The following is a 22,256-nucleotide window of genomic DNA, read 5'->3' on the forward strand; positions in this document are numbered from 1 at the left end:
AATTCTCCTGCCATGATTCAAACTCCTGTTATTACCAAAGTGAATCATACGGAGATATTTTAATCAATATGTTGATTGGGTTTCGACCCTAGTGCTCAGGCGCAGGCTCGCCGGAAATTTCCCGCGCCGCCTCACGGATCGTCTGCATGAGGATGGAAAGCGGCGGGGAGGGAACCGAATCGGTGCGCATCGTCAGCCCGACGGGACCCTTCGTCTCGCTCGTATCGACCGACAGGGAGGCAAGCACGCCATCGACGATATCCCGCGCAACCACGCCATTGGAAATGATCCAGACCGCATTGCTGTCGCGCACGAAGGCGCGGCCGAAGGCATCGGAGACGGTTTCGATCTGGCTCGGCAGGCTGGCGACGCCATTGGCGATCAGGAAATTCTCAACGACAGGCCGGATGATCGAACTGCGGGTCGGCATCAGCAGCGTATAGCGGCCAAGGTCGGCGAAGAGTGATTTGCCGGCGTCAAGCAGCGGATGGCCCGCCCGCACGGCGAAGACAACCTGTTCAGAATAGAGATGCTCGAAGGAAAAGCCGGTCATCCTTTCGGCTCCCGCCAGCCGACCGACGACCAGATCGAGATCGCCAACACGCAGCTGCTCCAGGAGCACGGCATTATCGCCTGTGACGATCTTCACACGGCTCCAGGTATTTTCCGTCAAGAACAGCTCCATCGCCCGCGGCATGATGCGCGTGGATACGGTTGGCAGCGCGCCGATACGGATGGGCGGGGCATCGCCGAACTTTTCCTGAGAGACGGAATCGAGCCCTTGCCGGAGCGCTGTCAGCGCAGCACCTGCATAACGCAGGAAGACCTCTCCATAACGGGTGATCCGAATTCCGCGCCCTTCACGCTCGAAGACGCCGACGCCGAGCGCCTGTTCCAGCTCGCGGATCGTCTTGGTCACCGCCGGCTGGCTGACATTGAGAAGTTCGGCCGCCTTCATGACGCTTTTCTGCCGCGCCACCTCGACAAAGGTCTGCAGATGACGAAACTTGATGCGGCTATCGATCACTGCTTTCATAACCCCCGGGTTATCGGAAAGCCGCAAAATATCATTTTACTTAACCGGATCAACTCAGCAGACTGGACGTCGAGGAGATTTGAAGTGCAGTTTGCCAGTATCAACGACGTAACGATCCATTACCAGCTCATTAGTGGGCCGGCGGACCGACCGGTTATCGTTTTTGCCAATTCGCTCGGTACGGACTTCCGTATCTGGCGCGATGTGATCGTGCGGCTTGCCGGCGATTTTGGCATCATCCTCTATGACAAGCGGGGCCACGGCCTCTCCGACATTGGCCAGGTGCCCTACGCTATGGAAGACCATGCCACCGATCTTGCCGGACTGCTCGATCTGCTCTCAGTCAAGGATGCCGTCATCTGCGGGCTCTCGGTCGGCGGCCTGATCGCCCAGTCGCTCTACCAGCGTCGCCCGGATCTGGTAAAGGCACTCATCCTCTGTGACACAGCCCACAAGATCGGCACCGCCGACAGCTGGAACAGCCGTATCGGCGCCGTCGAAAAGAATGGCATCGCCAGCATCGTCGACATGGTCATGGAACGATGGTTCACGCCGGCGTTCCGCAGACCCGAGAATGTCGCCTATTCCGGCTATTGTAATATGCTGATCCGTCAGCCTGTTGCAGGTTATAACGCGACCTGTGCAGCAATCCGCGACGCTGATTTCACAGAAGCCGCTGGCAGGATCAAGGTGCCGACGATTTGCATCGTCGGCGATCAGGACGGCTCGACACCGCCGGATCTGGTGCTGTCGACGGCCAAGCTGATCCCGGACGCGCGCTACGAAGTCATCAAAGACTGCGCCCATATTCCGCCCGTCGAGCAGCCAGAGGCGCTCACCGCAATTATCCGCGCCTTCCTCTCATCCATCGGAGAAAAGAACCCATGAGCGACACCGCGTCCGAACGCTTTCACCAGGGTTTGGCGACCCGCCGCTCCGTGCTCGGCAATGCCCATGTCGACCGCGCCCAAGCCGCTTCGACCGAATTCGACAAGCCGTTCCAGGAACTGATCACCGAGGCCGCCTGGGGCCATGTCTGGTCGCGCCCGGAGCTGACAAAGCGCGAGCGCTCGATGATCACGATCGCTCTGCTTGCGGCACTCGGCCAGGATGACGAGGTGGCGATGCATGTGCGCGCTACCGTCAATACCGGTGCCTCCCGGGAGGATATTCGCGAGGCGCTGCTGCATGTGGCAATCTATGCCGGCGTGCCAGCGGCCAATCACGCAATCAAGATCGCAAAACAGGTTTTCGAGCAGATGGACGCCGGTGAGGCGGCCTGAGGGGGAGAGAATGTCCGACTTACCGAACCGCAAGCCAGAAACCGGGGCTTTCTTCGCCCGCGACCGCACCTGGCATCCGCCGGCCTATACGCCGGGCTACAAGACATCAGTTCTGCGCTCACCGCAGCGCGCGCTGCTATCGCTCGACGGCACGATCTCCGAGATCACTGGTCCCGTCTTCGGCCATTCGATGATCGGCGAGATGGATAACGACCTGATCCACAATTTTGCAAAGCCCGGCGAGAGCGCGATCGGCGAGCGTATCATCGTCCACGGCCGGGTGCTGGATGAGCAGAGCCGTCCGCAGGCCGGCGTTCTCGTCGAATTCTGGCAGGCCAATGCCGGCGGCCGCTACCGCCACAAGAAAGAAACCTATCTTGCCGCCATCGACCCGAATTTCGGCGGCTGCGGCCGCTTCGTGACCGACGAAGATGGCGGTTATTTCTTCCGTACGGTGCGTCCCGGGGCCTATCCCTGGCCGAACGGCGTCAACGACTGGCGCCCGGCGCATATTCATTTTTCGATCTTCGGCCACGGCTTCTCGCAGCGCTTGATCACCCAGATGTATTTCGAAGGCGATCCGATGATCTGGAAATGTCCGATCGTCGGCACCATTCCGGATAAGGCGGCAATCGAGCAGCTCATTGCGCCGCTCGACTGGGGCAATACGGTCCCGATGAACAGCCGTGCCTACAAGTTCGATATCGTGCTGCGCGGCCGCCGCTCGACCATGTTCGAAAACAAGCTGGAGGGGAACTGATATGCAGGAACTCGGCTACCTCAAGGAAACTCCGTCCCAGACTGCCGGCCCCTATGTGCACATCGGCTTGACACCAAATTTCTGCGACATTACCGGCGTCTATGATACCGACCTCGGCACGCAGATGGTCAATGACAAGACGCTCGGCGAGCGCATCACCGTCAGCGGCCGCATCTTCGATGGCGCCGGCGCGCTCGTTCGCGATGCCGTCATCGAGATCTGGCAGGCCGACAGCACCGGCCTCTATAACAGCCCCTCGGAAATGCGCGGCACTGCCGATCCGAATTTCGCCGGCTGGGGCCGCTGCCCCACCCGCGCCGAAGACGGCCTCTACAGTTTCGAGACCATCAAGCCCGGAAAGGTGCCGTTCAAGGACGGCCGCAAGATGGCGCCGCACATCACCTTCTGGATTGTTGCCCGCGGCATCAATATCGGCCTGCATACGCGCATGTACTTTCCGGAAGAGCAGGAGGCCAACGCAGTGGATCCGGTTCTGGCGCGTATCGAGCATCGCGAGCGCGTGGCAACACTCATCGCTGCCCGCGATGGCGCGACGCTGAGCTTCGATATCTGCCTGCAAGGACCAAAGGAAACGGTGTTCCTCGATATTTGAGCCATATCGCATGACGGCTTGCCGGCAATCCATCGGGCAAGTAGCGTCGGCATCGTCCTGCCGTATCCTCGGGGAGAGATGATGCCGACAGTGAACGGGGTTGCCATGAAACGAGATGCCACATGACCACGTCCCCCTTCGACCATCCCTTCCTTTCCGGCTTGCTTGGCGACACTGAAATTGCCGCCTACCTCTCGGCCGAGGCCGACGTAAGGGCGATGCTCTCTTTCGAGGCCGCCCTGGCGCGCGCTGAGGCGACACATGGCATCGTTCCGGCTGAAGCGGCACGAGCGATCGGCGAAGCCTGTGCCGCCCTTGCCCCGGACATCGACAGTTTGCGCACTGAGACCGCAAGAGACGGCGTCGTCATCCCTGATCTCATCAAGCAGCTCAAGAAGGCGGTCGGCGATCAAGCGGCTCAACATCTCCATTTCGGCGCGACCAGCCAGGACGTCATCGACACCAGCCTGATGTTGCGCTTGAAATCCGTCACCTTTCTCTTTGGCGAACGGCTGCAATCTGTCATTACAGGAATGACGGCGCTTGAGCGGCAATTCGGAAGCAACCGCCTGATGGGCCATACCCGCATGCAGGCCGCGATCCCCATCACCGCCGCCGACCGCATCACAGCCTGGCGGATGCCGCTGGAGACCTATCTCGACCGGCTGACGGAGCAGACTTTCCCGGTTCAGTTCGGCGGGGCTGCCGGCACACTTGAAAAACTCGGCCCCGAAGCAGCATCCGTGCGCAGTTCGCTTGCACAGGAACTGGGGCTGACCGACCAGCCGCAATGGCAGAGCCGCCGCAACCGCATTGCCGATATCGCCAGTCTCTATTCGCTGATCGCAGGCAGCCTCGGTAAGTTCGGGCAGGATATCGCGCTGCTCGCCGAAGCCGGCAGCGAGATCGAATTGGCAGGTGGCGGCGCCTCCTCGGCGATGGCGCACAAACAGAATCCGGTCGCCGCAGAAACGCTTGTTGCGCTCGCCCGCTTCAATGCCACGCAGCTTTCGGCCATCCACCATTCCCTCGTTCATGAGCAGGAACGCTCGGGGGCGGCCTGGACTCTGGAATGGCTGGTGCTGCCACAGATGGTCATGGCAACCGCTGCCTCGTTGCGGCTGGCGGCGGAACTGATTGGCAATATCAAGCGTCTAGGGACAGGCTGATCGCTTTTGCATGAGGGCGGCAAAACCGGCTATGCAGAGCAGTTGATTTTCAGGAGTGATCCCGTGACCTTTCCCCTCTTCGATCTTTCCGGCCGCCGCGCGCTCGTGACAGGCTCCAGCCAGGGCATCGGTTATGCGCTGGCGCTCGGGCTTGCCGAGCATGGCGCCTCCGTCATTATCAATGGTCGAAACGCCCAGAAAGCGGAGGTGGCTGCCGAGACGATCCGCGAAAAGAAACGCCACGCCGTCAGTGCCGCTTTCGATGTGACAGATGCGGAGGCCAGCAAAACCGCAATAGCTTATATCGAGGCGGAAATCGGTCCGATCGATATCCTCATCAACAATGCCGGCATGCAGTTCCGCACGCCGCTGGAGAATTTTCCGGTCGAAAAATGGGACGAGCTGCTCCGCACCAATGTCTCCAGCATCTTCTACGTCAGCCAACCAGTGGCACAGGCAATGATTGGCCGCGGCCGCGGCAAGATCATCAACATAGCGTCAGTGCAGGCGGAACTTGCCCGCCCGGGAATCGCACCCTATACGGCAACCAAAGGCGCCGTTCGCAACCTGACCCGCGGCATGGCGACCGACTGGGCGAAGCATGGTCTGCAAGTAAACGCCATCGCGCCAGGCTATTTTAAGACCCCGCTCAATCAGGCGCTTGTCGACGATCCGAAATTTGCCGCGTGGCTTGAAACCCGCACACCGGCTGGCCGCTGGGGCAACGTGGAAGAGTTGGTGGGTGGGGCCGTTTTCCTGGCGTCGGACGCATCGTCCTTCGTCAACGGCCATATGCTGATGGTCGATGGTGGGATTACGGCATCGCTCTGAGGTTAATCGCCTCCTCCGTCACCATCACCATCGCCATCGCCTCCATCATCGAGTTCAAAACTCATCTCGAAGCCGCCTTCAGCTTGGCGACGAACGGAACGACCTCGAAAACGAAGGTGCGCCCACCACGGAGGGTTCCAAGACAAGAATACGGCAAATCCGACAATAAGGATGGAAACGGCAGAGAGGCCTATCAGGATCTCCGTGACTGGAGACATGTTCACTCCAAAGGTTGCTCAAGAAAGTCATCTCAGTAATTTTGACGGGAAACAAGGACATCTCAATTTTGAGCGCACCTCAAATCCGCGACGATATGACAAAGACGAGCTTTGCTGTCGCGAGCGTGCTTTGCTACCGGCCATCTCCGACGCGGTTACTTTGCCGTTTGTGGCCCGAGCACCGACAAAGCACGGAGATTTGCATTTTCGGTCGCGTGCAACCATTTAAGATGCATGATCCGCGGAAATGTCGCGACCTCGCTGATGCCGGAACGTTTACAGAAAACGAACCATACCGGCTTGCATTCTGAGCCAAAAGCCGATTGCTTAGGAAAATCTACTTCTTCTTCGGCTAACCGTTGGAAGAGTGCGAGGGGATTTAGGCAAACCCGTGGAATTCTGCAGCTTCGCATCGGGATCGATGGTGACTACGATGGCGAAACGGGAAAGCTGGTTTGAAGGAAAATGAGCAACGATCTGTTTCAGGTAAAATTTTGGGGCGTACGGGGAAGCATTCCCGTGTCAGGCCCAGAATTCGACCGATATGGAGGCAACACCTCCTGCATTGAAATCCGCTGCGACGGACACCGAATGCTCTTTGACGCAGGCTCCGGCCTGCGTGAGGCAGGCTTGTCGCTCATTGCTGATGACGTGCACGATGTCGATCTCTTCTTCAGCCACTGCCACTACGATCACATCATCGGCCTGCCCTTCTTCAAGGCCATCTACTACCCGTCGATCAACGTCAACATCTGGTCCGGCCATCTGGACGGCAAGATGAACACACGGGAAATGGTCGAACAGTTTATCAGCCCGCCCTGGTTTCCGGTGAAAACCGACATCTGTCAGGCGACGATGAATTTCCGTGATTTCCATGCCGGCCAGACCCTGACCCCGCATAAGGGCGTGGAGATGCAGACCTATATGCTAAACCACCCAGGCGGCGCGATCGGCTATCGCATTCACTGGAAGGGGCGCATCATATCGCTGATCTACGACATCGAGCACACGCCGGGCACCTACGATCCAGTGGCGCTGGAAATGATGAAGGACGCCGACCTCGTCGTCTACGACTGCACGTATAATGAAGACGAGATGCAGCGCTTCAAGGGCTTTGGCCATTCGACATGGCAGCACGGCACCGAGCTTGCAAAGATGGCCGGCGCCAAGCGTTTCGCCCTCTTCCATCACGCGCCCTCGCGCACCGATGATCAGCTTGCCCTCATGGAAAGTCAGGCTCAGGCCGCTTTTGCCGGCGCCTTCGCTGCCCGCGACAATCAGGTCGTCGACATCTGATCCTGCACCAGCGCAGCTGCTGAGATCCATTCCACTGCGGGATGGCCCGACGTCGCTTCGAAGAGCTCGGCAAGGAAATCCCACGCCGCCGCATCATGGACCAGATGATGCCCAAGCACGCCGATCGGCTCGTTGCGGCCCTCGAACCTGTCCTGCAGTTCCGCGACCACTTCACCGATCAGCTCCGCCGCCTGCCGCCCGCCGCGCGTGCCGTGCCAGTCCATAAGATCGACATGGGTGTTGATGATGGCGAGCGGGCCTTCTCTCTCGACGCGCCCGTAGATGGAAAGGGATTCAAAGCCGAGCGCTGGCAGCTTGGGAACGAGAGCTTTGTCGATCCGGTTCCACGGCGGAACCAGCATGGCAAGAAAGCGTGTCGGGTAAAGGCCCTGCAGCTTCAGGAAACCTTCGTAAAGCTCACCGAGAATGGTTTCTTCCAGACGTGCTCCGCCGAGCTCCTGCTTCTTTTCATCGGGTTTGGCGTGGTTGTGATGCGCCCAGCCATGAACCGCCACGCTGACATGAGCGTCGTCCGCAAGCCGTGCCGCCAGCGCCTCTCCAGTCGATGCCGGTATCACCGCCAGCGTGACGGGAATGCCGTAGCTCTTTGTTTCGGAAAGCAAATGATCCAGTGCTGCCGTCGGCTCGATTGCGTCGTCATCCCGCAGCCAGAGCCGCGCCACGCGCCCGGCTGCCTGCCAGCGCTCCAGCTCCCGATACAACGGCTCGCGGATGGTGCTATCAATCATACGTTACTCCTGCATAACTGCGTAGGATCAAATCCAAATCTCGTGCCGCGCCGGCAAGCGAGCGTTCGCCGATGACGAAGCGGCGGGCGGCGGATGCGAGGACGTTACGACGCGCCCGATCATCCAGCAGTCCGGCGATAGACTGCGCATAGGCTCCCGTATCGCCATCGGGCGTCAACAGTCCCGTCACATCGGCTTCGACAACTTCAGGCACACCGGCTGTCCTCTGCGCCACGACCGGCAGGCCCGCCGCCTGGGCCTCGAGATAGGCAAGTCCATAGGCCTCGCCGCAACCTGGCCAGACATAGATATCGCCCTTCGCCAGCAGCAAGGCGATTTCCTCCGGCTTCCTTTGACCGAGCCAGTCGATACGGCCGGGAGCAAAACCGGCAAATACCGCCTCTACCTCAGCCCGCAGCGGGCCGTCGCCGATGATGCCAAGTGTCCATGGTCGCTCCTCGATTGTGTGGAGTGCCGCGGCAAGCATCTTATAGCTGTCCATCTTGTCGCCGGCCCGCATCATTGCCACGGTCATCAAGCGCTGCGGATCGGGAGTGGGCGTTATCGCCTCGAAGAGCGCGGCGTCGATAAACGGCTTTATTGCGGCGATGCGCGCCTCTGGAAAGACGTCTTCGAGCCCTTTCCGGTCGCGTTCGGTAAACGCGATATTGATCGCCGCCTGACGGATCGCGTCACCCACCGGTTTTTGGAAGAAGGCCCAGCCCATTGCGTCGCGCCTGCGCGAATACGACGCTTCGGCGGTGACATAGGGAATGGCGAATTGCGCCGCGATGGCCGGGCCGAGAAGATCCGGTGATTTGTAATACGGGTGATAGCAGAACCAGAGGTCCGGCCTTGGCCCTTCCTGCCATTTGCGTTGCAGCCGTTCCCGCTCGTCATCCGCCTTCACCAGCAGCTCAGCCGCCGATTCCGGGTTGTTGGCATGGACACGAAACTCAGACACGATCTCGACAGAATGGCCCGCCAGCTCCAGAGCCCGCATTAACAATCGTGCCATCAGCCGATCGCCCGAAGGCACCGGGTGCTCAGGCGATTTCATCGGCGCATAGAAAGCGACCAGCATCCGTATGCCCCTGCGTATGACAGTGTGTTTCCAATTGGTGCTCACGCCGTAAGCAAAAATTTCCGCTATTGTCACTATGCTAAACGACAAAAGGCAGGCGTACCGAAGCGATCGTGATGAGACAAGGCGGCAATTACGCCCTTTTCCTATTCTCTAGTAAATGAGCGATTTCAGCTTCAAGAACAGGACTTGATGACGACGGACTGGGTTAAAAGGATTTTTTCAGAGCGGACGATCAGGAAGGCCAGACTCGGTTCCGGCCTTGTGATGTTCGTCTTCATTATCCTGCATATGTCGAACCATGCGCTGGGACTCGTTTCGCTGGCAGCCGCCGATGATGCGCGCCGGCTGTTTCTGGCGATCTGGCGCAATCCGCTGGGCACCCTGCTCTTCTACGGCTCCGTCATCGTCCATATGACGCTCGTGCTGCGTGGGCTCTACATGCGCCGCAGCCTCGTCATGCCAAAGAACGAGATGGCGCAGATCGTTCTTGGGCTACTGATACCGCTGCTGCTCATCGACCATGTCATCGGCACTCGTATTGCCCATACGCTCTACAGCTATACCGACAACTATGAGGCGATCATTCGCACGCTGTGGATCAACCAGCCGCAGAATGGAGTGCGCCAGAGTTTCGCACTGTTGGCCGTCTGGATCCATGGCTGTATCGGTATACATTTCTGGCTGCGCTATCGACCTTGGTACGATAAGTCGTCGTCGCCGCTTCTGGCCATCGCCATTCTCCTGCCGGTGCTGGCGCTGCTTGGCTTCGTGGAGATGGGCCGCACGCTGTCTGATCCTTCATATATAGAGGCCGAAGCCGGGCATCACGAAGAAACCGCGAATATCCGATATTACAGCGATCCCGAGACCCGCGAGCAAATTGCGACTATCCGTGCCGGGCTCTATGGAAGCTTCTCCGCAGCGCTTGGTCTCGTCATCCTGGCGCGGGCGCGCCGGAGGCTGAAAGAGCGGGCGAACCAAGTCGCTGTTCATTATCCCGGCGGAGAAATCGTGCGGGTGCCTCGCGGTTTCACCGTGCTGGAGGCAAGCAGGCTTGGCGGCCTGCCGCATTATTCGGTCTGCGGCGGCAAAGGCCAGTGCTCCACCTGCCGCGTGCAGATCCTCGGCGACTACTGGACCCTGTCGCCGCCCGACAAGCTGGAGCAGACGACGCTCAAGCGCATCAATGCAGGGCCTGACGTTCGTCTCGCCTGTCAGCTCCGACCGCACAAGGATTTGACCGTTGCGCCGCTACTCGTGCCGCAAACAGAGACTGCTCTTCCCGCCAACAGCCAGGAAACCAGTCCCGGCCGCGAGCGCGAGATCGCGGTGCTCTTCTGTGACATGCGCCATTTCACGACCCTGACCGAAACCCGCCTCCCCTTTGACGTCGTCTTCTTGCTCAACCGCTATTTTGGCATCGTCGGCAAAGCGGTGGAACAAGCTGGCGGGAGGCTCGACAAATTCATCGGCGACGGCGCCATGGCACTCTTCGGCCTCAACACGACACCCGAGGAAGCCTGCCGGCAGGCGATTTCGGCCGCAACTGCGATTGTTGCCGAGGTAGAAAAGCTTGCCGTCGAACTCTCGGACGAACTGCCTTTGCCACTGCAGATCGTCATTGGCATCCACACCGGCCCAGCCGTCGTCGGCACCATGGGTTACGGGCGCGTGCGAAGCCTCACTGCCGTCGGCGACACGGTCAATGTCGCTAGCCGTCTGGAGACGGCGGCGAAAGACCTCGATGCCGCAATCGTCATCTCCGAGCCGGTCGCGCAGCGCGCCGGCCTAGATCCGGAAACGGCCGAAAGCTGCGAAATCAATGTGCGCGGCCGGGCGCTCCCCTTGAAAGTTTATGTCATTCCGAGAGAGAAGGTAGCCAAACCGCTCAAGGAAACGCAATAATGTCCGGCCAAGCATGGCTTACTGGCAAATATTGGAAACGTCGTTTACGCAAGGCGCGCAACGCGCTCGCCACGCGTTTCTTCGATACCCGTTTTGGCCGCCGCCTGCTGATCGAAAATCTCGGATCCCGCGTCGTCTCGATGACAGTCGATGCCGGCGATCACCTGATGAGTTTTTCGCCCGCCGACTATATCGGCCGAAAGGTGTTCCGGAAGGGCCATTTCGAACGCGAGGCAGTCGACCGGCTGCTCGTGATCCTGCGCCAACGTGGTATGCTGAAAAAAGACAGCATGTTGCTGGAAATCGGCGGCAATATCGGCACACAAACCGTCTACTTTGCGCTTGCCCGGGCATTTTCCGGGATCGTCAGCGTTGAACCGGATCCACGCAATTTCCGCCTTCTGGAACACAACATCCGTCAGAATGGACTTACGGATATCGTGCGCCTCGTCAATTGCGCTGCCGGCGAAGGTGGAGGCGAGATCGACTTCTTTCTTAACAGCGCCAATCATGGCAAGAGCAGCGCGATCCGCCAGAGCGCCAGCGACCAGAAGATAAGCGTGCCGGTGCGGCCTGTGACCGGAATCCTCGAGCAACTCGGTATAGACCAGACAGCCATCGGCCTGGTCTGGATGGATATCGAGGGTTACGAGCCGGTTGCCTGCCGCTCAATGCTGCCTCTGCTTGCCCGCCGCGCGCCTCTCTATATGGAATTCACGCCGCTTTTTTACGGCCCTGATGGCACCAAGGACTTCATTCGCACCCTCGCCGGCTTCTACGAGAATTGCCTCGCGGTCTTCGAGGACTGCGAGAAGGAGATGAAGGTTCGTGATCTACCAGGCGAATTCGATCAGTATGACGTGCTGTTCCTGCCTTAGGCTGACGAAGAGGCTGACGTCATCGAAAGCCGCTTAGATTTGTCGGCGAAATGTCCGAGGCAGAACAGCCTGCTGGGCGGTCTGCATCACCAGTGACTGATGGCAATGCACGCCGGCAAGCACGCCTGAGGCAGATGCGAGCGTGGCGTTATGCATGGCATTTGCCGCATCGCCTGCGGCAAAGACACCCTTAACGGTCGTCTCCTTGTTATCGCCGGTCCGGATCACCGGCCCGAGCGGGCCGTCGTCGAAGGCACAGCCCAGCTGCTCGGCAATCGGGCTCGCCATGGCCGTTTTCGCGGCGACAAAAACCGCGTCCAATGGCACGACCCGGCCGTCTGCCAGGCGGACGGCCTCGAGCTTCGGATTATCGCCCAGTAATTCCACGATGGGGCTGCGCTCGATCCGGACGCTGCGAGCGGTCATCTGCGTCAGCTGATCGTTATCGGGCTCGAACAGAGCCTGGGTGAAGTAGGTCGTTTCTCCCCAGTCTGGAAGCAGCAGGGCCGCATGCGACGAAAGCGGAAGGGTTGCCAGAACGCCAAGCGCACCCCCGCTCACTTCATAGCCGTGGCAATAGGGGCAATGCAGCACCGAACGGCCCCATCGCTCCCGCAGGCCAGGGATCTCGGGCAGTGTGTCGCTGATACCGGTCGCCAGGACGATGCGCGCGGCCCTTTCTTCACCGCCGTCGTCCATGCGAACGGCAAATTCGCCGCCATCCGCGACCGCCTGGATGACTTTCCCGTCACGGATCGCGACGGTCGGGTAAAGCGAAAGCTGCCGCTTCCCCTCTCGCATGATCGCCGCCGGCGTCTGGCCGTCCTGGCCAAGAAACCCATGTGATGCCTGCGAAAAACGATTGCGTGGCGCGCCCGCATCGACCAGCAGAACGCGGCGCCTCGCCCGGGCAAGCTGCATGGCTGCAGACAAGCCGGCAAAATTTCCGCCGATGACGATGACCTCGAATGACATGGAACTCTCCTCTAACGTCGCCTCAATCATGAATCATCATAAGTTACATGAAATGATGAAGTCAAGCATCATGTCACTTGTCTTGTTACGATTCGCTTGGGATAATGGCGCACTCGATCGCCAGGAATAGAGCTTTATGCGCAACGACAGTCGCCTTTCCCGCATGCTGCACGTGCTGATCCACATGGACCGGCATGAGCATTCGGCAACTTCCGAAATGATTGCAAAGATGCTGAATACCAATCCCGTCGTCGTCCGCCGCACCATGGCCGGCCTTCGCGAACAAGGCTATGTCCGTTCCGAAAAAGGACACGGCGGGGGCTGGACGCTGGTGCGGCCGCTGTCGGAAATTACCCTTCTCGATATCTACCGTGCCATCGGCAAACCCCATCTTTTCGCCATCGGCCCAGCCGACGACCAGCCGAAATGCCTTGTGGAACAGGCCGTGAATGCCGCCCTCGAGGGCGCGATGAAGGAGGCGGAGATGCTGCTCCTGCGACGGCTGGGCAGCGTGACGCTGGATGCAATCGCGGCCGATTTCGAGACAAAACTTGCCGCTCACGTGGCTACGTCTTTTTCCTGCGCCTCATGAGCGCAGATTATTTCCTTCGGTAGAGGAAATAACGGCCTTCCTTGATACCGTCGGGCAGGGGCAAAGGCAAAAGCTCGGGATGTTCCAGCGGCAAGCCGCTGACGGCAATGCCGTGATGGACAAGCACGCCAGCGATCAACTGCGGCAGCCAGGTCAGCGTCACCGCGTCGATTTCGTCATGGCCGGTGCCAATATCGGCATGGGCGAGCGCTGCGTTGATCCCGAGGAACGCTTGGCCTGTGTCGCGAATATTGCCAGTCACCATGTTTTCGGCAGCCGGCGTGGAGGTGGAATAGGAGCGTATTTCCCAATCGAAGGCGATAATGCGCCGCTCGGGAAAATGCTCGCGCAGATGATCGTAGGTACGGCCATTACCGAGGCCGAATTCAAGCACCGGCCCGTCAACGTCCTCCATCAGGTCCATGATGGCATTGAGAATATCGCGTTGAGCCGTCAATCGGCGAATGAAGCTGTCGAGGCGGCTCATCTTGTCCTGTCCGTCATAAAATATGTCAGCGGTGCTACCATATCGATGCAGTATAAGTCGATTGCCGGCGCCATAAATTGCCGTTGCAGCGGTAACACGGGTCTGTGATAAACTCACTCCCATGAACGAGATGTCCAACGACACATTCTTTGCCAACGTGCCTGTCTTCACCGACTTCGAAGGCGTGACCGACGAAAGCAATTACCAGCCGCTGCCCGAAGGGTGGGTGCTGGCAATGGCCGACATCGTCGGCTCGACCAAGGCGATTTCCGGCGGCCGCTACAAGGACGTCAACATGGCTGGCGCCAGCGTCATTTCGGCGGTGCTGAATGCGGTCGGCAAGGGCGATTATCCTTTCGTCTTTGCCGGTGACGGCGCGCTGATCGCATTGCCCGTTTCGCTTGAGAAGGAAGCGCGGGAGGCGCTTGCCGCCACACAGGTCTGGGTGAAGGAAGATCTCGACCTCGATCTCCGCATCGCAATCGTGCCGATCGCCGATATTCGTGAGGAAGGCCTTGACGTGCGCGTCGCCCGATATTCGGCAAGCCCTTATGTCACCTATGCAATGTTTTCCGGCGGCGGCACGATCTGGGCCGAGAAGAACATGAAGATGGGCCGTTACGGCGTCGAGAAGGCTGCACCGGGTACCCGGCCGGATTTGACCGGCCTCTCCTGCCGTTGGAGCCCGATCGAGGCGCATAACGGCGAAATTGTCTCGATCATCGCCGTGCCGGGCGAAGCTGGCCCGGGGCCGGAATTTCAGGCGCTCGTCGCCGGCATCGTTTCGATTACCGCCGAACAGAACCGCAATGGCCATCCGGTGCCGGAAGACGGGCCGGAACTCGCCTTCTCAATGAAGGGCATCAATCGGGAGGCGAAGGCGACAGCGCCCGAGGGCAACCGGCTGCGGCAAAAGCTATTCATCCTCCTGCAGATCGGTCTGGTGGTATTCCTGCATAAATTCGGAATCACCTTCGCTCATTTCAACGCGCGCCGCTATAAGAAGGACGTCTCAGGCAATTCGGATTTCCGCAAATTTGACGACGGACTGAAGATGACCATTGACGTGGATGCCGCTCATCTCGCCCGCATAGAGGCGCTGTTGAAGCAAGCGCAGGAAAAAGGCGTGGCGCGATTCGGCCTGCACCGCCAGTCGTCGGCACTGATGACCTGCTTCGTCCCGACCCCCCTGTCACGCGATCATATGCACTTCATCGACGGCGCCGCCGGCGGTTACGCCGTCGCGGCCAGCCAGATCACTGGCAAGCAGCTTTCCGGCGTGCTCGTTACGCCTTGATGACGTGATCGGCCGAAAGGCCGAGCCGGCTTAAGACATTCCGGGTATCGACAATCAGTTTGGCGCTCTTCGAGAGAGCCGCATAGTCGATGACGTCGTGATCGGTCGCGATGAGAACCGCGTCGTATTCCGCAATCGCTTCCGGCGTCAGGTCGATGGATTTGCGGCCCTTCAGTGCCTGATATTCACGGGTGGGCGGAATCTCCGCCACGAAGGGGTCATGATAAGCCGCTCTGCCGCCGCGCTCCTCGATGATCTCGATCAGGCGCAGTGACGGGCTCTCCCTGATATCGGCGACATTCTTCTTGTAGGCGAGGCCGAGGACGAGGACACGGGAGCGGCTGAGCGCCTTGCCGGCGCGGATATCCAAGGCCTCTGCCAGCTTGCCGACAACGTAGCGCGGCATCGCAGAATTGATCTCGCCGGCCAACTCGATGAAGCGGGTCGGCAATTCGTATTCGCGCGACTTCCAGGTAAGATAGAAGGGATCGATCGGGATGCAGTGGCCGCCGAGTCCGGGGCCGGGATAGAAGGGCATATAGCCGAAGGGTTTGGTCTTCGCTGCATCGATGACTTCCCAGATATCGATGCCCATTGCCGCGTAGACCGTCTTCAACTCGTTGACGAGTGCGATATTGACCGAGCGGAAGATGTTTTCGGTGAGCTTCACAGCCTCTGCCGTCGCATTGGAGGAGACGGGAACGACGGTTGAGACGGCTGTCCCGTAGAAGGATTTCATCAGCGACAGGGCTTCTTTGCCATCCCCCGCAACGACCTTCGGAATGGTTGCGGTGTGGTAATGCTGGTTCCCGGGATCCTCGCGCTCGGGCGAGAAGCCGACGAAGAAGTCGGAGCCGGACTTCAGCCCGGTCTCTTCGAGAATGACCTTCACGATATCGTCGGTGGTGCCGGGATAGGTGGTTGATTCCAGCACGATCAGCTGACCCGACCGCAAATGGGCGGCAATCGACCGCGACGTCGCTTCTACGAAGGAAAGGTCTGGATCGCGATGCTTGGTGAGCGGCGTCGGCACGCAGATAACAATCACGTCGCAATCGGCAAGGCTGGCGAAATCGGTGGTCGAGGAGAAACGCCCCGCCTCGATTTCAGCCGTCAGAGCCTCATCGGTGACCGCATCGATATAAGAGCGGCAAGCATCCAGAGCGACGACCTTCTTCGGGTCAATATCAAAGCCGGTCACTGCAAAGCCGCTGCGCGCCACAGCCATCGCCAGTGGCAAACCGACATAGCCAAGGCCGATGATGCCGGCGCGCGCCGTGCGGGCCTCAATCCTCTTTGAAAGCGTTTCGAAGGTGGAAGAGCGTGCGTCCAAGGCCGTGCCTCATGCGAAAAGTGAATCCGAAGGCTGATCTAATGCATGATCGCGGCAAATTAAACCCGGCCTTGTCGCGGGGTTGTCTTTGCCGCGCGCTGGGTCCGTTGGCCGAATGTGGCGAAAATGACTGAGCCCGGCCAATCACGACAACCGCCACGCACAAAAATATCTGAATCCTATTGTTTCGCATCTAGAGCGTGCCTATTTTGGCAGACGATAATGAACTCACTTTGCGAAGATTGCTCGCCCCGCTTCTAGGAGGTCGGAAGCCGGCGGGTGTCATGGCCGAGCCATCGGCCTATCGTTGACACGATAGTACCGCTCGTACATCCTGAATTCTTTGCGACCTGCCCATCATGAAGGGCAGGTCCTGGCTGTTTTTGCTTTCGGGATGGGCGTGCGCCATGAGGATAATACCTAGAATGAGCACGATCGAATCCAGCGTATCCTCCATTTTGTTGGACCGTGTTGCTGAGTGGCTGACAAATTCCTCGTTGGCCGGTGACGACCTTGAAAACATCGTGCGCGGTTTCTGCGAGCGGATTGCCGCCGCCGGTCTGCCGATTGCGCGCGTGCACCTGACCTTCTCGATGCTGCATCCGCTCTATGACGCTTTGAGCTTTACCTGGAAGCGCTCGAGCGGCGTGACGATACAAGGCTTCCGCATGCCGTCCGGCCAAAAGCCGGACCGTTTCCTGCAGAGTCCCTATTTCTATCTTCTCGACAACAATCTGCAGCATATTCGCCGCCGTATCATGCCTGATGGCCCGAGTGAATTTCCGATCTTCGAGGATCTGCGGCAGGAAAAGATCACCGATTATCTTGCCTTCGTGCAGCCCTTCGGCGACGGCTCGGTGCAGGGTATGATGGGCTCGTGGTCGACAGACAGTCCAGCCGGCTTTTCCGACGACATGATCGAGGCGCTGCTGCGCATGCAAAACCATCTAGCGGTCGCCGCCAAGATGGCGGTGCTCGCCAAGCTCGCCAACAACATGCTGACCACCTATCTCGGCGGCGATGCCGGCAAACGCGTGTTGAACGGACAAGTGCGCCGCGGCGATGGCGAAACGATCCGCGCGGCCCTCGTCATGGCCGACATGCGTGAATCGACCATGTATGCCGAAAAGGAAGGAAGGCAGGCCTATATCGATACGCTGAACCAGTTCTTCGATGCGATCGCCGCGCCGTTCAACCGCAACGGCGGCGAAATCCTGAGCTTTCTCGGCGATGGTTTTCTCGGAGTCTATCCCTGTGGCCGCCACAAGGATCCGTCTAAGATCGCCTGCGAGGCCGCACTTTCCGCCGTGCATCATGCCCAGGCCCGCGTTGCCGAGCTCAACAGAGAACGCGATGCGAAGGGACTTCCAAAGATCGGCTACGGCATCGGCCTGCATGTCGGCAACGTCATGTTCGGCAATGTCGGCCTGAAGGATCGCCTTACTTTCTCCGCTTTCGGTTCGGCGGTCAACGAAGTACAGCGCCTGCAGGTGCTGACGAAGAAATACAGCCGTGAGGTCGTCGCGAGCCAGGCTTTTGCCGGCTATTGCGGCGGCGAATGGATTACGCTCGGGGAGGAAAAATTGCGCGGCATCCGCCAGAAAGTGACGGTACTGCAGCCGCGCGCGCCGGCATCTGCCGTTCATCTCGACGAAGGTTTCCGCGAATCCGTTCAGAACAGCCTGTCGGAAGCCGAACAGGTCATCATGCTTCACCGCGACAAGAAACAGGTAAAACGAACGCCGATCGAAAAATTCATTCAGTAACTACACGCGAACACTGCAGCCGCTCTAGCTGTTGCGCCTGACGTGACAACACTTGCATCGAGCGCCTCGTAAAATAGGCGCGATGCGTTGCTTTTCCCCATGCCTGTCATCAACTGGACACCCCGTTTACGGTACGGTAGTGTGCCTTAACGGGAACACATAAAGACTGGGGAATTTCATTGGTATGGCGTCTGCGGCCGATCTGTTGCGTATTGAGAATTTGGATGTCGCCTTCTCCGTTTTCGGCGACCGGCTGCGCGTCGTAAAGGAAGCCAATCTCCGCATTCTGCCGGGGAAAGTGACTGCCCTCGTTGGCGAAAGTGGCTCCGGCAAATCCGTCATCAGCCAGTCGATTATGGGTATCCTGCCGGCACCCGCAGACGCGAGCGGCCGCATCCTTTTCACCGATCCCCTGGATGGCAAGGCAACGGATATCCTGTCGCTATCGCGTGACAGTGCTGAGATGCGCGACCTGCGCGGTCGCCGTATGGCAACCATCTTCCAGGAGCCGATGACATCGCTCTCGCCGCTCCACACGATTGGCAACCAGATCAGCGAAGTGCTTCTGATCCACACGGACGCCGACAAGAAGGAGGCGCGCGAGCGCACCGAGGAAATGCTCGGCCTCGTCGGTTTTTCCGATCCGAAGCGCACCTACGATATGTATCCCTTCGAGCTTTCCGGCGGCATGCGTCAGCGCGCCATGATCGCGATGGCGCTGATCTGCAAGCCGGCACTGCTGATCGCCGACGAGCCGACGACCGCGCTCGACGTGACGATCCAGGCCCAGATTCTCGAACTGCTGCGCGACCTGCAGGCCAAGCTCGGCATGGCCATGTTGCTCATCACCCACGATCTCGGAGTCGTCGCCAATATGGCCGATGAAGTGGTGGTGATCTATCACGGCGAGATCATGGAAGCCGGCCCGGTCGAGGCGATCTTCCGTAATCCTCAGCATCCCTATCTCAAGGCCCTGATGGCTGCGGTTCCTCATTTCGACATGAAGCCAGGCGAGCGGCTGAAAGCGCTTCGCGACGTTCCGGTCAATCTGGAATCGCTGATTGGCAAGAAGAAGCTGGTCGAGAAGGAGGCACCCGGCATATTGCTTTCCGTCACCAATCTTTCCAAGACTTACAAGACGCGCAAACGCGGCTTCTTCGGCGGGCAGGAAGCAGCCGTTGTGCACGCCGTCGATGATGTCAGCTTTGACATCCGTCGCGGCGAGTGTCTGGGGCTGGTCGGTGAATCCGGCTGCGGCAAAACGACGGTCAGCAAGATCCTGATGCGCGCAGTGACGCCGGATGGCGGCGCGGTCATCTTCAACGACGAAAAGGAAGTCATCGACGTCCTCTCCGTCAAAGGCTCGGAACTGCAGGAGTTGCGCACCAAGATCCAGATGGTCTTTCAGGACCCGGTCTCCTCGCTTTCGCCGCGCATGACAGTGCGCAATATCCTGAGCGAACCCCTTGAAATCCACGACCGCGGCAACAGCGTCGAGCGCAAGGCCAAGGTCGAGGCGTTGATGGGGGCGATCGGCCTCGACCGACGCTACCTCAACCGCTATCCGCACAGTTTCTCCGGCGGCCAGCGCCAGCGTATCGGCATCGCGCGTGCACTCGCCCTCGGTCCAAAGCTTATCATTCTTGACGAACCTGTCTCTGCTCTCGACGTATCGGTTCAGGCGCAGATCCTCAACCTCCTGAAGGACCTGCAAAAGGAGCTCGGGCTCACCTACCTCTTCATTTCGCATAACCTCGCCGTCGTGGACTATATGGCAGACCGTATCGCCGTCATGTGCAAGGGCCGTATCGTCGAGATCGCGCCGCGCGAGATCATCCTGCGCAACCCGGTCCACCCCTATACGAAGTCACTGCTTGCCGCTGTCCCCTTCCCGGATCTCGACCGACCGCTCGATTTCAAGGCGCTGCAGGAAAATGGCGCAGCCGACAAGCAGAACTGGGGGCGAGTCTTCCGGGCGGACCACGATGATGCCTCCGAACTCGCCTTTGCCGATCTTGGCGGCGGCCATCTGGTCCGTGCCCGCAAGGGCGCCGATGCGAAGGAGCTGGTCTGATGGTGACACGCCGCATCTTTCTCGGCGGCCTGATCGGCTCGGCGATTGCCCCTTCGGTGCTTCGCGCCCAGCAGATCGCCGAACCGGAATTCCTGAAGACGAAGCTCGCCGATGGCAGTCTGCCGCCGATGGCGCAGCGCATCCCGGTCGAGCCGCGGGTCGTCAATCTCAAGGACATGGGCCGCGTGCCCGGCACCTATGGCGGCGACGTGCGCACCATCATCGGCGGCGCGCGCGATATCCGCTATATGACCATCTACGGTTATTCGCGGCTGGTCGGCTACGACATGAGACTGCAGTTCCAGCCCGATATCCTGCGCGATTTCACTGCCGAGGATGCTACGGTTTTCACCTTCCGCCTGCGCGAGGGGCACAAATGGTCGGACGGCCATCCCTTCACGGCGGAAGCCTTCCGCTACTGGTGGGAAGACGTCATCCTCAACAAGGAGCTGACGCCCGGCGGTGGTGCACTGGAATTACGCCCGCACGGATCGCTGCCCAAATTCGAAATGCTCGACGAACTGACGGTGCGCTATAGCTGGGAAAAGCCCAATCCGGTCTTCCTGGCGTCGCTCGCCGGACCTCTGCCGCTCGTCATCTACGGCCCCGGCCACTACCTGAAGCAGTTCCACAAGGGATATCAGGACAAGGCCAAGCTCGACGAGCTGATGAAGAAGAACCGCGCCAAGAAATGGGCCGACTTGCACATCAAAATGGCGCTCGCGTCCCGACCGAACAATCCTGATCTGCCGACGCTCGATCCATGGCGGAACCGGACGGCCCCGCCGGCCGACCAGTTCGTCTTCGAACGCAATCCCTTCTTCCATCGGGTCGACGAGAACGGCAGGCAGCTCCCCTATCTCGACAAGTTCATTCTCAACGTTTCATCCTCCTCGATCATCGCCGCCAAAGCGGGTGCAGGCGAATCCGATCTGCAGGCCACCGGCATCGACTTCAACGACTACACCTTCCTGAGGGAGGCCGAGAAGCGCTTCCCTGTGAAGGTCGAACTCTGGAAAATGGCCCGTGGCTCGCGCATTACACTGCTGCCGAACCTCAATGTCGCCGACGAAACCTGGCGCATCATCTTCCGCGACGTGCGCTTCCGCCGGGCCTTGTCACTGGCGATTGACCGGCATGAGATCAACATGGTCGCCTTCTACGGCCTCGGCAAGGCGAGCGCCGATACGGTGCTGCCGGAAAGCCCGCTCTTCAGGCAGGAATATGCCGACGCTTTTGTGAATTTCGACCCGGATACCGCCAATAAGCTGCTCGACGAACTCGGCCTCGACAAGCGCGACAGCGACGGCATTCGGCTGCTGCCCGACGGGCGCCGCTGCGAGATCACCGTCGAGACGGCCGGCGAAAGCAACCTCGACACCGACGTTCTGGAACTGGTGCACGATCACTGGGCCAATATCGGCCTGGCGCTCTTCACCCGCACCTCGCAGCGCGACGTCTTCCGCAACCGCGCCATGAGCGGCTCGATCATGATGTCGATCTGGTACGGACTCGATAACGGCGTACCGACCGCCGACATGTCTCCTTATGGACTAGCCCCTACCTTGGACGACCAGCTTCAATGGCCGCTCTGGGGCATGTACTATCTTTCCGCCGGTCAGGAGGGCAAGGCGCCCGATCTGCCGGAAGCAGCCGAACTTGTGGACCTCCTGAACCAATGGGGCAGAAGTGCAACGACGCAAGAGCGCGAAGTTATCTGGCACAAGATGCTATCCCTCTATACTCAGCAGGTCTTTTCGATCGGCCTCATCAATAGCACGCTGCAGCCGATCCTCAGATCCGCCAGAATGCAGAACGTGCCGGAACACGCGCTCTATGGCTTCGATCCAACCTCCTTCCTCGGTGTCTATATGCCGGACACATTCTGGTTCAAGGAGGCCTGAGCG

20 protein-coding genes are annotated in these 22,256 nt (G+C 59.6%); 14 read left to right on the forward strand and 6 right to left on the reverse strand.

The features are described from left to right. Window positions 1-88: 88 nt before the first annotated feature. Complete coding sequence (gene pcaQ, locus FHX15_RS20775) at window positions 89-1,027, reverse strand: pca operon transcription factor PcaQ (protein ID WP_184400458.1); 939 nt, start codon at window positions 1,025-1,027, stop codon at window positions 89-91. A gap of 93 nt (window positions 1,028-1,120) precedes the next feature. On the opposite strand from pcaQ, the gene pcaD reads away from it, so the two are divergent. The 7 genes from pcaD (at window position 1,121) to FHX15_RS20810 (ending at window position 7,206) form a co-directional block, all read left to right on the forward strand. Continuing rightward, window positions 1,121-1,924 (forward strand): 3-oxoadipate enol-lactonase, encoded by an 804-nt coding sequence (gene pcaD / locus FHX15_RS20780; protein WP_184400253.1) that lies wholly within the window; start codon window positions 1,121-1,123, stop codon window positions 1,922-1,924. Beyond that, window positions 1,921-2,319 carry a 4-carboxymuconolactone decarboxylase gene (gene pcaC / locus FHX15_RS20785; RefSeq protein WP_184400254.1) on the forward strand — a complete coding sequence of 133 codons (399 nt, stop codon included), beginning with the start codon at window positions 1,921-1,923 and terminating at the stop codon, window positions 2,317-2,319. Before pcaD ends, pcaC begins: the two co-directional genes overlap by 4 nt. A gap of 10 nt (window positions 2,320-2,329) precedes the next feature. After that, complete coding sequence (gene pcaH / locus FHX15_RS20790) at window positions 2,330-3,079, forward strand: protocatechuate 3,4-dioxygenase subunit beta (RefSeq protein ID WP_184400255.1); 750 nt, start codon at window positions 2,330-2,332, stop codon at window positions 3,077-3,079. 1 nt (window position 3,080) lies between these two features. Beyond that, entirely contained in the window at window positions 3,081-3,692 is a 612-nt protein-coding gene (gene pcaG, locus FHX15_RS20795) for a protocatechuate 3,4-dioxygenase subunit alpha (RefSeq protein ID WP_184400256.1), read from the forward strand. Window positions 3,693-3,814: 122 nt separating this feature from the next. Then, the gene (locus FHX15_RS20800) at window positions 3,815-4,861 is read left to right on the forward strand and encodes a 3-carboxy-cis,cis-muconate cycloisomerase (protein WP_184400257.1); all 1,047 of its coding nucleotides are present in this window, start codon (window positions 3,815-3,817) and stop codon (window positions 4,859-4,861) included. 63 nt (window positions 4,862-4,924) lie between these two features. Further along, window positions 4,925-5,692: an SDR family oxidoreductase gene (locus FHX15_RS20805; RefSeq protein WP_184400258.1), complete on the forward strand. Its 768-nt coding sequence runs from the start codon at window positions 4,925-4,927 to the stop codon at window positions 5,690-5,692. 683 nt (window positions 5,693-6,375) lie between these two features. Further along, window positions 6,376-7,206, forward strand: a complete 831-nt coding sequence (locus FHX15_RS20810; protein ID WP_184400259.1) for an MBL fold metallo-hydrolase — start codon at window positions 6,376-6,378, stop codon at window positions 7,204-7,206. On the opposite strand, the gene FHX15_RS20815 is transcribed toward FHX15_RS20810, so the two are convergent. Continuing rightward, entirely contained in the window at window positions 7,188-7,955 is a 768-nt protein-coding gene (locus FHX15_RS20815; protein ID WP_184400260.1) for a polysaccharide deacetylase family protein, read from the reverse strand. The genes FHX15_RS20810 and FHX15_RS20815 overlap by 19 nt on opposite strands. Continuing rightward, on the reverse strand, window positions 7,948-9,039 hold the full coding sequence (locus tag FHX15_RS20820) for a glycosyltransferase family 4 protein (protein ID WP_184400261.1): 1,092 nt from the start codon (window positions 9,037-9,039) through the stop codon (window positions 7,948-7,950). Before FHX15_RS20820 ends, FHX15_RS20815 begins: the two co-directional genes overlap by 8 nt. Before the next feature lie 192 nt (window positions 9,040-9,231). Between FHX15_RS20820 and FHX15_RS20825 the strand changes: the two genes are divergently transcribed. Next, window positions 9,232-10,947, forward strand: coding sequence for an adenylate/guanylate cyclase domain-containing protein (locus FHX15_RS20825; protein ID WP_184400262.1), 1,716 nt, complete (start codon window positions 9,232-9,234; stop codon window positions 10,945-10,947). Further along, window positions 10,947-11,825, forward strand: a complete 879-nt coding sequence (locus tag FHX15_RS20830) for an FkbM family methyltransferase (RefSeq protein ID WP_184400263.1) — start codon at window positions 10,947-10,949, stop codon at window positions 11,823-11,825. The genes FHX15_RS20825 and FHX15_RS20830 overlap by 1 nt, the downstream gene beginning before the upstream one ends. Before the next feature lie 33 nt (window positions 11,826-11,858). Here the strand turns inward: FHX15_RS20830 and FHX15_RS20835 are convergent, their stop codons facing one another. Further along, window positions 11,859-12,800: an NAD(P)/FAD-dependent oxidoreductase gene (locus FHX15_RS20835; protein ID WP_184400264.1), complete on the reverse strand. Its 942-nt coding sequence runs from the start codon at window positions 12,798-12,800 to the stop codon at window positions 11,859-11,861. A gap of 136 nt (window positions 12,801-12,936) precedes the next feature. On the opposite strand from FHX15_RS20835, the gene FHX15_RS20840 reads away from it, so the two are divergent. After that, entirely contained in the window at window positions 12,937-13,392 is a 456-nt protein-coding gene (locus FHX15_RS20840; protein ID WP_184400265.1) for an Rrf2 family transcriptional regulator, read from the forward strand. Window positions 13,393-13,399: 7 nt separating this feature from the next. Here FHX15_RS20840 and FHX15_RS20845 read toward each other — a convergent pair whose 3' ends face one another. Next, a complete protein-coding gene (locus tag FHX15_RS20845; RefSeq protein WP_184400266.1) occupies window positions 13,400-13,879 on the reverse strand; it encodes a class I SAM-dependent methyltransferase in 480 nt (159 codons plus the stop codon). Between the two features lie 121 nt (window positions 13,880-14,000). Here FHX15_RS20845 and FHX15_RS20850 point away from each other — a divergent pair, with 121 nt between their 5' ends. Further along, window positions 14,001-15,176 carry a DUF3095 domain-containing protein gene (locus tag FHX15_RS20850; protein ID WP_184400267.1) on the forward strand — a complete coding sequence of 392 codons (1,176 nt, stop codon included), beginning with the start codon at window positions 14,001-14,003 and terminating at the stop codon, window positions 15,174-15,176. Here FHX15_RS20850 and FHX15_RS20855 read toward each other — a convergent pair. Continuing rightward, window positions 15,166-16,509, reverse strand: a complete 1,344-nt coding sequence (locus FHX15_RS20855; RefSeq protein WP_184400268.1) for a nucleotide sugar dehydrogenase — start codon at window positions 16,507-16,509, stop codon at window positions 15,166-15,168. The two genes, FHX15_RS20850 and FHX15_RS20855, sit on opposite strands and share 11 nt — an antisense overlap. Before the next feature lie 425 nt (window positions 16,510-16,934). On the opposite strand from FHX15_RS20855, the gene FHX15_RS20860 reads away from it, so the two are divergent. The 3 genes from FHX15_RS20860 (at window position 16,935) to FHX15_RS20870 (ending at window position 22,253) form a co-directional block, all read left to right on the forward strand. Continuing rightward, on the forward strand, window positions 16,935-18,275 hold the full coding sequence (locus FHX15_RS20860; RefSeq protein ID WP_184400269.1) for an adenylate/guanylate cyclase domain-containing protein: 1,341 nt from the start codon (window positions 16,935-16,937) through the stop codon (window positions 18,273-18,275). Between the two features lie 184 nt (window positions 18,276-18,459). Then, window positions 18,460-20,349: an ABC transporter ATP-binding protein gene (locus FHX15_RS20865; protein ID WP_184400270.1), complete on the forward strand. Its 1,890-nt coding sequence runs from the start codon at window positions 18,460-18,462 to the stop codon at window positions 20,347-20,349. Further along, window positions 20,349-22,253, forward strand: coding sequence for an ABC transporter substrate-binding protein (locus tag FHX15_RS20870; RefSeq protein WP_184400271.1), 1,905 nt, complete (start codon window positions 20,349-20,351; stop codon window positions 22,251-22,253). Before FHX15_RS20865 ends, FHX15_RS20870 begins: the two co-directional genes overlap by 1 nt. The last annotated feature ends 3 nt before the right edge of the window (window positions 22,254-22,256 follow it).

The organism is Rhizobium sp. BK650 (assembly GCF_014195325.1).
Lineage (GTDB): Bacteria > Pseudomonadota > Alphaproteobacteria > Rhizobiales > Rhizobiaceae > Rhizobium.

Bases quoted from the DNA above. Each gene is read 5' to 3' on its own strand.
- pcaC (WP_184400254.1), top strand. From the start codon at position 1,921: ATGAGCGACACCGCGTCCGAACGCTTTCACCAGGGTTTGGCGACCCGC.
- pcaH (WP_184400255.1), top strand. From the start codon at position 2,330: ATGTCCGACTTACCGAACCGCAAGCCAGAAACCGGGGCTTTCTTCGCC.
- pcaG (WP_184400256.1), top strand. From the start codon at position 3,081: ATGCAGGAACTCGGCTACCTCAAGGAAACTCCGTCCCAGACTGCCGGC.
- FHX15_RS20800 (WP_184400257.1), top strand. From the start codon at position 3,815: ATGACCACGTCCCCCTTCGACCATCCCTTCCTTTCCGGCTTGCTTGGC.
- FHX15_RS20810 (WP_184400259.1), top strand. From the start codon at position 6,376: ATGAGCAACGATCTGTTTCAGGTAAAATTTTGGGGCGTACGGGGAAGC.
- FHX15_RS20815 (WP_184400260.1), bottom strand. From the start codon at position 7,955: ATGATTGATAGCACCATCCGCGAGCCGTTGTATCGGGAGCTGGAGCGC.
- FHX15_RS20820 (WP_184400261.1), bottom strand. From the start codon at position 9,039: ATGCTGGTCGCTTTCTATGCGCCGATGAAATCGCCTGAGCACCCGGTG.
- FHX15_RS20825 (WP_184400262.1), top strand. From the start codon at position 9,232: ATGACGACGGACTGGGTTAAAAGGATTTTTTCAGAGCGGACGATCAGG.
- FHX15_RS20830 (WP_184400263.1), top strand. From the start codon at position 10,947: ATGTCCGGCCAAGCATGGCTTACTGGCAAATATTGGAAACGTCGTTTA.
- FHX15_RS20835 (WP_184400264.1), bottom strand. From the start codon at position 12,800: ATGTCATTCGAGGTCATCGTCATCGGCGGAAATTTTGCCGGCTTGTCT.
- FHX15_RS20840 (WP_184400265.1), top strand. From the start codon at position 12,937: ATGCGCAACGACAGTCGCCTTTCCCGCATGCTGCACGTGCTGATCCAC.
- FHX15_RS20845 (WP_184400266.1), bottom strand. From the start codon at position 13,879: ATGAGCCGCCTCGACAGCTTCATTCGCCGATTGACGGCTCAACGCGAT.
- FHX15_RS20850 (WP_184400267.1), top strand. From the start codon at position 14,001: ATGAACGAGATGTCCAACGACACATTCTTTGCCAACGTGCCTGTCTTC.
- FHX15_RS20860 (WP_184400269.1), top strand. From the start codon at position 16,935: ATGAGCACGATCGAATCCAGCGTATCCTCCATTTTGTTGGACCGTGTT.
- FHX15_RS20865 (WP_184400270.1), top strand. From the start codon at position 18,460: ATGGCGTCTGCGGCCGATCTGTTGCGTATTGAGAATTTGGATGTCGCC.
- FHX15_RS20870 (WP_184400271.1), top strand. From the start codon at position 20,349: ATGGTGACACGCCGCATCTTTCTCGGCGGCCTGATCGGCTCGGCGATT.